At 53.1% G+C, this 10,128-nt stretch carries 12 protein-coding genes and 2 tRNA genes; 6 read left to right on the top strand and 8 right to left on the bottom strand.

All coding sequences use genetic code 11. The annotated features are described in order from the left end of the window. Positions 1-140 precede the first annotated feature (140 nt). The 6 genes from IEY11_RS14460 to hprK form a co-directional block, all read right to left on the bottom strand. Positions 141-1,037 (bottom strand): hypothetical protein, encoded by an 897-nt coding sequence (locus tag IEY11_RS14460; RefSeq protein ID WP_188886889.1) that lies wholly within the window; start codon positions 1,035-1,037, stop codon positions 141-143. An 86-nt stretch (positions 1,038-1,123) separates the two neighbouring features. After that, the gene (locus IEY11_RS14455; RefSeq protein WP_188886888.1) at positions 1,124-1,972 is read right to left on the bottom strand and encodes a hypothetical protein; all 849 of its coding nucleotides are present in this window, start codon (positions 1,970-1,972) and stop codon (positions 1,124-1,126) included. Between the two features lie 17 nt (positions 1,973-1,989). Continuing rightward, positions 1,990-2,412, bottom strand: coding sequence for a hypothetical protein (locus IEY11_RS14450; RefSeq protein ID WP_188886887.1), 423 nt, complete (start codon positions 2,410-2,412; stop codon positions 1,990-1,992). 146 nt (positions 2,413-2,558) lie between these two features. Continuing rightward, on the bottom strand, positions 2,559-3,944 hold the full coding sequence (locus IEY11_RS14445) for a copper amine oxidase N-terminal domain-containing protein (protein ID WP_188886886.1): 1,386 nt from the start codon (positions 3,942-3,944) through the stop codon (positions 2,559-2,561). Positions 3,945-4,110: 166 nt separating this feature from the next. Further along, entirely contained in the window at positions 4,111-4,653 is a 543-nt protein-coding gene (locus tag IEY11_RS14440; protein WP_194461879.1) for a hypothetical protein, read from the bottom strand. A 75-nt stretch (positions 4,654-4,728) separates the two neighbouring features. Beyond that, positions 4,729-5,661 (bottom strand): HPr(Ser) kinase/phosphatase, encoded by a 933-nt coding sequence (gene hprK / locus IEY11_RS14435; RefSeq protein ID WP_188886884.1) that lies wholly within the window; start codon positions 5,659-5,661, stop codon positions 4,729-4,731. 265 nt (positions 5,662-5,926) lie between these two features. Here hprK and rpmB point away from each other — a divergent pair, with 265 nt between their 5' ends. From rpmB to IEY11_RS14405, 6 genes are all read left to right on the top strand, one after another. Beyond that, positions 5,927-6,115: a 50S ribosomal protein L28 gene (gene rpmB / locus IEY11_RS14430; RefSeq protein ID WP_110436524.1), complete on the top strand. Its 189-nt coding sequence runs from the start codon at positions 5,927-5,929 to the stop codon at positions 6,113-6,115. A 91-nt stretch (positions 6,116-6,206) separates the two neighbouring features. Beyond that, the gene (locus IEY11_RS14425) at positions 6,207-6,893 is read left to right on the top strand and encodes an AzlC family ABC transporter permease (RefSeq protein WP_116704935.1); all 687 of its coding nucleotides are present in this window, start codon (positions 6,207-6,209) and stop codon (positions 6,891-6,893) included. A 2-nt stretch (positions 6,894-6,895) separates the two neighbouring features. Further along, a complete protein-coding gene (locus tag IEY11_RS14420; RefSeq protein ID WP_118285327.1) occupies positions 6,896-7,225 on the top strand; it encodes a branched-chain amino acid transporter permease in 330 nt (109 codons plus the stop codon). A gap of 229 nt (positions 7,226-7,454) precedes the next feature. Continuing rightward, positions 7,455-7,530 (top strand) — tRNA-Thr (locus IEY11_RS14415). A 21-nt stretch (positions 7,531-7,551) separates the two neighbouring features. After that, positions 7,552-7,636 (top strand) — tRNA-Tyr (locus IEY11_RS14410). A 283-nt stretch (positions 7,637-7,919) separates the two neighbouring features. After that, a complete protein-coding gene (locus tag IEY11_RS14405; protein WP_194461878.1) occupies positions 7,920-8,912 on the top strand; it encodes an AbiH family protein in 993 nt (330 codons plus the stop codon). A 74-nt stretch (positions 8,913-8,986) separates the two neighbouring features. Here the strand turns inward: IEY11_RS14405 and IEY11_RS14400 are convergent, their stop codons facing one another. After that, positions 8,987-9,844: a peptidoglycan recognition protein family protein gene (locus tag IEY11_RS14400; RefSeq protein WP_188886882.1), complete on the bottom strand. Its 858-nt coding sequence runs from the start codon at positions 9,842-9,844 to the stop codon at positions 8,987-8,989. After that, positions 9,844-10,128: phage holin family protein (locus IEY11_RS14395; protein ID WP_188886881.1), on the bottom strand; the 285-nt coding region annotated here is incomplete at its 5' end. The genes IEY11_RS14400 and IEY11_RS14395, both read right to left, overlap by 1 nt.

Raw genomic sequence — 10,128 nt, 5'->3', positions numbered from 1 at the left:
AGGTACACGCCCCGACTTTTTATGAATTTGCTCCGCAAATTCTATTTTATGCGTGCTGCCGCACGAAGCGTAAAAATTAAAATAATACTTTTTTGACAGACTGAAAGAACCCGTCTTACGACAGGTTCTTTTCTTATGCTCTAAAATAAATCGAGCATATTATCCAGATAGATTTCTTCTCTCACGCGCAGCTGATACGCCGGTTTTGTCATATAATGCAGTAAAAACTCGAGGATCAGCGCGCTGCCCAGTCCCCTGCCCTCAATCTTGAACTGTGAAAATCCCATCGGCAGATACGTCCGCAGAATAGCATCAACGCCGATGAACCCCGGATTTTCCATTGCCTTGGAGAACCGATAGCCGCCCTGTGCATTCGGTGCTTTGCACCGGTGCTCGCAGTCTTCGCCGAGATTTTTGCGGCTGACAACCTCGTAGCAGCGTTTGCGGTCACTGCACCCAAACCAGCAGCACTCATTGCACAAAAATTCCACCTTATCTTTGTGCACCTGCGACAAGGCGTTCCATTCGTCAAACCGCTTATTCAATCGAAAATCCGGCACGACATACCGAAATTCTTCCCTGTCCAGCTCGCGCTGGAAATCTTCAAAATCGGTCAGCACCTTGGTCGTGGACGACACGAGGTACAGCGCCGGATACCGCGCCCGCAGGTAGTCGGTCAACAGCTCAGAATGCACGATTACGCCGTTTTGCACGCTGTTTGCCTGCGAAAACAATTCGCACAGTGCATTGCATTTGCGGTCGGACAGGTGTTCCTCGCGCAAAAGCGAATTACTGAATGTCAGCCGCGCGGAAATGCCGTATTCCTGCGCCAGAGCCAGCGCTTCGCGTGCGCCGCACTCACCGAAACCCGCTCGTCCGCCTCCCCAGAGGCAGTCCGCCGGTGCGCCGTAAATGGACCCAATCTCACACCAGTCATAAAACCAGTCACGATTTGCGCGGTATAACGGTAGGAATGCGCGGTAAAACTCGTAAAATTCAAACAATCCGGGCAGATGATAGTATGCTTTGGCTGACACGGCCGCTCCCCTCCTTTGCTCCGTATAGCATACCACAAAATGCCGAAATACGCAAAAGAACCTGTCGATTGACAGGTTCTTTTCACTCAAACCCACGGAAATACCATGCGCACGCTGAACAAAGTTGCGGCTGCGCTCAATGCGTTGGCGCACAGCGCGTAAGCGATCGGATGAGCCGTTTCCCGCCGGGTTTGCAGCCGTTTGCGGTAAACAATAGCCTCGATGATCCAAATCACAAGCTCCAGCGGCGCAAATACCAGATACCGGTAGAACGGCATGCCAATCCACATGCAGGCCGCCGTTACGACAGTGAGCAGCAGCTGTGTGCCGATGTTGACAACGAGGAACAGCTTTGCGTTGCGCCTGTCCCAGAAGCCGAACGGCAGCAGCAGGATTCCCTCTATTAGCAGCGTCGGCAGCAGCGAGGACGCAAACTGTTTGAGATATGTCAGCAGCGGATTTCCGGTTTTTACCGTATTATCCGCAAAGTCACAGGTGAATATCTGCTGCAGTTGTGTACGCTTCATCACCTCAGAAAAGTTTACTTTCTGCTGAGAATCATCACAAATCGCAATCCGAAACGTGTCCGGCGTGCCGAAATAGCTGAACACAAACGTGTCCTTGTCCGGATGCTTGTAAAACAGCGGTGCAGGCGTGCCGTCCAGCATGGCATAGTGCCAGCCGTCCATGCGGTCGCGCTCCAGCGCATCCAGCGGCAGCGATGCACGGTCAATGTGGTTCCACTCTATATTGTCGATGCCGCGCTCGGGTATCTCGCCCGGAATGAGCAGGTCAACGTAGTAATCGCCGTCCGGCGCATTCTGCACCTGAATGGTGATCTGCGGTTTCGGGCCGGAATCCGCACTTGCGGAGACCGGCAGCACGGCCAGCAGGAACGCGGCTATGCACAGGCAGGCTTTCCACTTTCGTTTCATGGCGGTCATCCTTTCTCTTACTGATAGGCCCCATCCGATTCCGGCATCGCCTTCCATTCCGGCAGTTCCCGCACAATCTGCTGCAGTTCGTCCGTTACTGCCACAAAGCAGGCCGCATCCGCATCGGTGTCCGTGTACGCTGCCGCGGTCTGGTCGCCGCGGACAACCGTCTGTTTGCCGTTCATCGTCACGGTAATTTCATAGCAGGTGTTCGGCGATACACCGGCTGCTGTGCCATCTGTCGCCAATTCCTGCGCTGTCATTTCCCTGCTGATTGATAGAAAGCCGTCTCGGCTTACCAGTTCGTAAAGCTGCTGCAGCAGTTCCTCATCCGGCTGAAATTCCCGCAGATGCGGTTCCGTCAGCCAGCAAATCCTTCTGCAGTTTGCCGGTCGCGGTGTCCATGCTGTTTTTCTGCTCCAGATTATACCATCACGCAAAGCAAATTGCAAAATCCTGCGGCATCTGCTCTGTTTTTACCGTCTGAGCCGGTGTTTTTGCGCATCCTGCGGCGAGGAGCACCAGCAGGAGCATTGCTGCAATCTTTTTCATAGGCGGCCTCTCCTTTCATGACAGAACGCTACATTTAATCCAGATACAGCGCATTCCCCTTCATTTCAACCTGTTCTCCGAGCAGTTCAAACAGCTTTGCCGGAACCCACGTCTTGCCATCAGCGAAATACGGCGCCGCGCCGAACGAAACCGGTGCTTCCGTGCCGTCGCCGTTCATCACCGAACGGATATAGGAATCCTCACCGATGTTTATATGCGTCATAACCTTGCCGTTGTTCATCTTCGCCTGACGGTTCTCTATGTCCCACGTCACGGTGTAGCCGAGGGCTTCGCCGACCTCACGGAGCGGCACCATAGCCACGCCGTTTTCCATGCGCCCTTTGTCGAACGTCTTGTCCTTGCACACGATGTTAAACGCATTCGTCTCATCGGCTTCTCCGGTGAAAGCATTCGGCACCCCGCCGAGATACAGCGCATCCCCGCGCATCTCAAGCTGCTCACCGAGCAGGCCGAACAGCTCCGCCGGAACCCACGTTCTGCTCTGCGCGATATAGGGCGCGGCGCCGAGTGCTCCCGGGCGGCTCATGCCGTCCGCGTCCGGCATTGCGGTCGCGTGGAAGTATTCGTCCCGACCAATGGTCACGGTCGTCTGCACCGTGCCGTTGGTGAGGTGCACCGTGCGGTCCTTGGCGTTCCAGTTCACCGTGTAGCCAAGCGTTTCCGCGACCGTCCGCAGCGGCACCATCGCCACACCGCCCGTCCGGCGTCCTTCGGTCAGCACCATGTCACCCTCGACAACAACGGCGAACGTGTCATCCTCCTGCGGCAGCAGCACGATTTTCTCTGTGCCCGCCTGTGCCGGATAGGATTCCAGAATCGTGTCATACCATGCAAAAAACCGGGTTCCCATGCGAATATCATCGAGTTTCGCCTTGTTTTTCGTGCTGAACGGCGTAACAGACGCATTCCGCGCAATGTGCAGCATCAGGCTGCCGTCGCTTGTCTGCACGGTCAGACTGCCGTCCGCGTTCTTCTTCACCTGCTCGGCGGACAGCAGGCTTGCAGGCTCGTGTTCATCGGTCAGATTGACCAGAATCGCCTTGGCATACACCTGCGGCGGCTCGGACAGCGCCATCATTTCCCCGCAGTAGAGGTACACCTCGTCACCCTTTTTGATATCCTGCGCGCCTGCCGGCAAACCAGTCTGCGTGTCCATGATGATCGTCTGCTCCGAAATATGCACCACAACTGTGCCTGCGGTTTCGGTGCTGACGGTCAGCGCACCGTCCTGCCTGTCGGTTACTGTGGCGCGCACGCCATACAGGTCAAGCTCCGCGTGCTCGGCGGAGTCGGTCGCTGCCGCGTCCGTGTCGATCAGGTTCACTGCTCCGGCGGGAATCGCGCTCATGCCGAACAGCACCGCTGCAAGCAATGCCGCCATTCGTTTTTTCTCCATCATAATAACTACCTCCTTTTTATACCCAGTTAGACGGTCCGAAAGCGGTTTTGTTCCCGGTTTTCTTTCGGTGAGTGCAACAAAAAATGTCCGCTCTGTTTAGTTGTTTTCCCTAAAAAAACGCAGGCAAAAGACATGACCGTCAAAGTCACGCTTTTGCCTGCATACCTTATTTATTTCGCTCCAGAGAGACTTCGTGTGCCGTCTCCATTTTGCTCAGCAGCTCCGCCGCCGGTCCTTCCGGATAGTCGGCCTTGCAGGATTCCATTGCCTGTGCAAACTCCTCCGAGCCGTCATGCCATGCAGCATCTGCCGAGGCAATCTGCCCGCAGATGAACTCTGCCACCGGTGTGCTGTCGTCCGACGATACCGTCTGATCGCCCATCAGCACCAGATACGCCAGAACAGTGTGCGGCGATTCCAGAAAACGGCTCCGCAGCTCCTCGCACGCGCCCTCACTCGGTCCGCCATCGGACGCAAGCGTAAACGCGATCAGCCTGTCGAGCGCGACCGTGTCCGTATGCGCCATCACATACGCAGCGTCATTGCTGTTTGCATCGGTGCTGACCGCCGTCCAGTCGGTCTTCGCCAGCTCGGACGCAACCGCCTGCGCGCAGGAATCCGCCGTCTGCGATGCCTTTTCCCCACCGGCACCGCTGCATCCCGAAAGAAGAACAGACGCCATACATACCAATACCGCTGCTTTTTTCATAAAGATCCCCACCTTTTATTAAATTTTCAAGGCAATACCGTTTGCATTGTGCTGTACTGCCTTATTTACCTTTTATCAGTTGCCGTACTGTTTGAGCATACGCTCCTGCAGTTCCTTTGCGGCGTTGAAGCCCATCTTCTTCTGACGGTCATTCATCGCTGCAACCTCGATGATAACAGCAAGGTTACGGCCGGGCTTTACCGGAATGGTCAGGCTCGGAACCGCGATATCGAGGATGGAGGTCGTCTGGCTGTCCATGCCGAGACGGTCGTACTGCTTGCCATCTTCCCACGGCTCGAGGTTGATGACAAGCTCAACCTTTTCGGTCATTTTAATCGCGCCGACACCGAAGATACGGCGAACATCAACAATGCCGATGCCGCGCAGCTCGATAAAGTGGCGGATAACCTCGGGCGCCGTACCGACGAGCGTCTTGTCGGATACACGCTTGATCTCAACCGCGTCGTCCGCGATCAGACGGTGGCCGCGCTTTACCAGCTCGATCGCGGTCTCGGACTTGCCGACACCGGAGTCACCGAGCAGAAGCACGCCTTCGCCGTAGATTTCGATGAGTACGCCGTGCAGCGTAACACGCGGTGCAAGTTTTACCTTGAGGAAGGCGACGATCACACTCATGATGGTAGAGGTAAACTCGTTGGTACGGAGGATCGGCACACCATGCTCCTGTGCAGCCGCAAGGCACTCCGGAAATACGTCAATGTTGCGCGAGAGCAGCAGCACAGGGATGCCGGTCTCGAACAGACGGTCGAAACGGCTGCGGCGCTCCTCGCTCGACAGACCCTCTACATAACTGGACTCAACCTTGCCCATGATCTGGATACGGTTCGGATCGAAATAATCAAAAAATCCTGCCAGCTGCAAACCGGGACGGTTTACGTCGTCCTTGGTGATCTCGGTCTTTTCAAAGCCCTCCGGACCGTAAACGACCTCAAAATTAAATTCATGGATCAGATCGCCCAAGCTGACACCGAATTCTTTTAACTGCATAAGTATAATGCTCCCTTCCGCTGTGGCAGGTATTCTATATCCTCTTTACTCTGCTGTTTTATTGCTGTATAATACATAGTATAATACATAAAGTAGATATAGCTGTATTATACCCTATTTCCCTGTTATTTTCAACGATTTCCGCACGGACCGCAGGAAAACTTGAAATTTTCTCTTTTTCTGAAAAAAAATGCTTGCATTCATTCTATACATGTGGTAATATAATATCTGCTATGCAATGCCCGAAAGAAGGAGGTGCAGGAAAATGGCAAAGTGCGATATTTGCAATAAGGGTGTGACCTTTGGTATTCAGGTTTCCCACTCTCACCGTCGTTCCAATCGAACCTGGAAGCCGAACGTTCGTCGCGTAAAGGCTATGGTCGATGGTACTCCCCGCCATATCAACGTATGTACTCGGTGCCTCCGTTCCGGCAAGGTTACCCGCGCTATCTGATTTTAACGATCTGTGCGTTTACGTTGAAATGCCAAAGCGCTCTGTTCGCAGAGCGCTTTTCTTTTACCCTTATAGTATGTAGGTGATTTCCATGAAAAAGGCGTTTCGTCCTGCCTTTACCGCCACGATACCCGTACTGTGCGGCTATCTGTTCATCGGTTTTGCATTCGGTGTTATGCTGCGCGATATCGGCTTCGGATCGATCTGGTCCTTCTTCTGCAGCCTGAGCATCTACGCTGGCTCGGGACAGTATCTGCTTGTGTCGCTTCTGGCGGCCAAGGCGTCCCTTGTTACCGTTGCGGTGATGACGCTGCTGCTCAACTGCCGGCATATCTTCTACGGTCTGTCCTTTCTGGAGACTTTTCATGAGATGGGCCGCCGCAAGTGGTACATGATCTTCTCGCTGACCGATGAGACCTATTCCCTGCTGTGCTCGGTCAAGACACCCGAGGGCATTGATGCAGGCGATATGCGCTTCTGGATCGCCATGCTGGATCACAGCTACTGGATCCTCGGCGGCGTGCTCGGCACGATCATCGGCGGCATACTGCCGTTTGACACCACCGGCATTGATTTTGCCATGACCTCGCTGTTCACGGTTATCTTCGTGGAGCAGTGGCAGAGCACCAAGTGCCACATCCCCGCACTGATGGGGCTGGCTGCGGCAGCTGTGTCGCTCGCCATCCTCGGGCCGGACAATTTCATCCTGCCCGCCATGCTCGCAATCTGCGTCATGCTGGTCGCTATGCGCGGCCGTCTGGCAAAGGAGGTCGCCTGATTATGACAACTGTTTATGCTATCGCCATGATCGCCGTGGCAGCCGTCTGCACGTTTGCAACGCGCGTCGCGCCGTTCCTGCTGTTCAACGGCTCCAAGCCCATCCCGCCGATCATCCGATACCTCGGCTCTACCCTGCCGCCCGCAGTCATCGCGCTGCTGGTCGTGTACTGCCTGAAAAACGTCGGCTGGGTGATGGGTACCCACGGTATTCCCGAGCTGCTGTGCATCGCCATCACGGCGCTGCTGCACATCTGGAAGCATAATAACCTGCTGTCCATCGGCGTCGGCACGGTGCTTTACATGGTGCTGGTGCAAAATGTGTTCGTTTAATCCATACGCAGGGGCGGACCGGTGTGTCCGCCCTTTTCTTAAGGCAACACCGCACAATTAAGACTGCGGTGCTTTGCGGAAATCACTCTTGTTCAATTATGCGGTATTGCCTTAATAGCGATGCACAGGGTTTTACAATTATTTTCGATAACTTTGCAAAAAGCTGTTGACAATTTGCTCTCTGCATGCTATTATATATAAGTCGCTGAGACAGACGGCTTGACAAAACGCTGGTGTAGCTCAGTTGGTAGAGCAGCTGATTTGTAATCAGCAGGTCGGGGGTTCAAGTCCGTCCACCAGCTCCAATCAAGCTGGTAACTGAATATGGAAGGTTTCCCGAGTGGCCAAAGGGAACAGACTGTAAATCTGTCGTCTATGACTTCGGTGGTTCGAATCCACCACCTTCCACCAAAGCGAAGAACGTACCGAAAACGGTGCGTTCTTTTTGTTTATACTGATGTTTTCGCTCTGATAAGTTTGGATAAATCCACGATTTCGATTTTCCTGAAAGTGGCGGTGAAGTGCTGCTGAACGAGGGAAAACAGTCCGTTTAAGGGAAAATTTAAGGGAACGGAAAACGGTCTCCCGCGCGAGCTGAAACAGCGATATTTCCGAAGGGGCGTGTATCTTATTGTTGCACAATCTTTTAGTCCCAATTACAATATAGTTATCAAAGATTGGACGGTGAAATATAATGTCACGCATGCTTGTTGTTGGTAATGGTTTCGACCTTGCTCATGGTTTGCCTACAAGATACAAAGATATGATAACTGAGTTGCAGAAACAGTTTACCCTCCCTAAAAGCGCATCGAAGTGGTTATCCGCTGAAGATATCGACCGTTTTTACTTCAACCCGTTTATCAAATATTTTACTCAAAGCAAATCAGGGAGCAACTGGACAGATTTCGAAACTGATATCCGAGAAATCGTTAATTACTTTTCTCTTGGTCGCTCCGGTTCCCCCTTTAACGCCAATATCAACTCCTGCTTTCAGACTTTTTCTCGGCCGCTGAAAAGTGGTCAAACATTCAAGCAATGGTCCGAACTGCAAAAATATCTCAATGAACTGATTGAATATATCGACCTATATCTGAGTGTATACCTTCCGAAGGTGTACCAGCCCCAAAATTATTCTCCAAACACGCAGTTCCCCAATTTCATCTATCAACAGGAATATGATTACTTTCTGTCATTCAACTATACCAATACATACTACGATACCGCCGAAACCTTGGATAATGGTATCGGTGTAAACACGCCGTTGCGCGAACACTTCATCCACGGGCGATGCTCTACGTCCGGCACCCCTCAAAATATTGTCCTTGGCACAGAAGATCAGGACCCAGAAAATCTGGACACGATCTACTTCAAGAAATATTTTCAGCGGATCCAAAAACGAACCGGGCGCGAAGTCTATGATTGGTTTGCCGCCGACAAGGAAATCGAAGTGGACATCTTTGGGCATTCCATGGACATCACCGACAAAGATGTCCTGCTGATGATTCTAAATACCGCTGTCCGGACTCATATTTATTATTATAATCAGGCCGATTACGAACAGAAGATAATCAACTTAATTCGTCTGTATGGCAACCCTGACGAATTTACCAAACGGTATTATGCTCATAAAATAGATCTGCACCCTATCGATCCGTATATGCAGAAAAATCGTTCGACAGATTCATAAGCATCGCATATATGCTTAGCCTTACATATGAAAAGACCCCTCAGTGTCCAAACCGAACACTGAGGGGTTTCTCCTTACTTCATCGCCTTTGCCAACTTCTTGACCAAATCCTCGCCCCACTGATAGCGGAGCAGGTACTCGATGGTCTGCTCCTCCAGCCCCGCAACTTCCTGCACGGTGTCGATGGCGTCCTGCACCTCTGCGGTACCGTCCGGAATGAACGTGCGGCACTGCGGCGCGGTAATCGACGGCACTTTGCGGACCGCATCAAAGTCGATCGTAAAGCCTGCCTGCTGGAGCGATCTCATCTTGATATAGTTGATTTCATCCTTGTTGATGATGTCACACTCGTAGGTCTTGCCATTGAGCAGGACCTTTTTCTTCTCTACCACTTCGTCGTCCTCCTTCTTCGGTTCGGGTTCAACCGGCGCGGTCAGCCGTGCCTTGAACTTACGCCACAGACTTTCATCGCGTACCCACGGCTCGGGGCACAGCTTGCCGGTGACATCATAGTGCCGCACGACGTGATCTACGTCAATGCCGTACTTCGCCATAAGATACTTGACCAACTCGACGGCACGGTCTACCGTCTGCGGCGTGATGGTGTACTTGCCACCTACGATGTCGCTGCACATTTCCACACCCAACGAATTACGGTTCATACAAATGCCGCGTAACGGGTGATGCGCGCTCTCGAGATCGCCGCCACAATGCCATGCTGCATCGTTGTCGCGGACGGACTGCGTAACGCTGTCCTCATCGACAAAATAGTGTGCACTTGCCCGTCGGCCTGCGCCCTGAAAATAGTGCGCGTTGCCCTCGTCGGTATCGCCGTCGTTGGCGGTATAGTGCATGACGATGTACTTGATCGAATTGCCGCCACGTCCCGAATAGAAGTTGCTCGAATCAGCCGGCACAAACGGAATGTTCATCAATCGTTCTCCTCCCCTAACTTATCCACTGCGTCCTTTGCTGCGGACAGCATCTTCTGGAGCCACTGCGGCACGGGTGCGCCCAGGTTGACTGCGTTTTCGACGATCGAGCCCAACTCCGTGAGCGTGTACCACACGACCACCAACGGGCACAGCAGTGTCGTATACTCAAACGGCAGTACGACGCCCGGCAGGTGCCCGAGCATGGCGCCGATGAGCAGATCAGCCGCACCGGCCACCATTACTACAATAACTGAGCCGATCTTGTGAAAGATGCCGTCTCG

Origin of the sequence: Butyricicoccus faecihominis, from assembly GCF_014648015.1 — a bacterium.
GTDB lineage: Bacteria > Bacillota > Clostridia > Oscillospirales > Butyricicoccaceae > Agathobaculum > Agathobaculum butyriciproducens.
Note: the sequence above shows the minus strand (reverse complement) of the source record. Positions and strands in the feature narration are given on the sequence as shown.

Coding starts and splice junctions, on each gene's coding strand:
- IEY11_RS14400 (WP_188886882.1), bottom strand. CDS start 9,844: ATGAACATTCCGTTTGTGCCGGCTGATTCGAGCAACTTCTATTCGGGA.
- IEY11_RS14425 (WP_116704935.1), top strand. CDS start 6,207: ATGAAAAAGGCGTTTCGTCCTGCCTTTACCGCCACGATACCCGTACTG.
- IEY11_RS14440 (WP_194461879.1), bottom strand. CDS start 4,653: ATGAAAAAAGCAGCGGTATTGGTATGTATGGCGTCTGTTCTTCTTTCG.
- IEY11_RS14455 (WP_188886888.1), bottom strand. CDS start 1,972: ATGAAACGAAAGTGGAAAGCCTGCCTGTGCATAGCCGCGTTCCTGCTG.
- rpmB (WP_110436524.1), top strand. CDS start 5,927: ATGGCAAAGTGCGATATTTGCAATAAGGGTGTGACCTTTGGTATTCAG.
- IEY11_RS14445 (WP_188886886.1), bottom strand. CDS start 3,944: ATGATGGAGAAAAAACGAATGGCGGCATTGCTTGCAGCGGTGCTGTTC.
- hprK (WP_188886884.1), bottom strand. CDS start 5,661: ATGCAGTTAAAAGAATTCGGTGTCAGCTTGGGCGATCTGATCCATGAA.
- IEY11_RS14420 (WP_118285327.1), top strand. CDS start 6,896: ATGACAACTGTTTATGCTATCGCCATGATCGCCGTGGCAGCCGTCTGC.
- IEY11_RS14405 (WP_194461878.1), top strand. CDS start 7,920: ATGTCACGCATGCTTGTTGTTGGTAATGGTTTCGACCTTGCTCATGGT.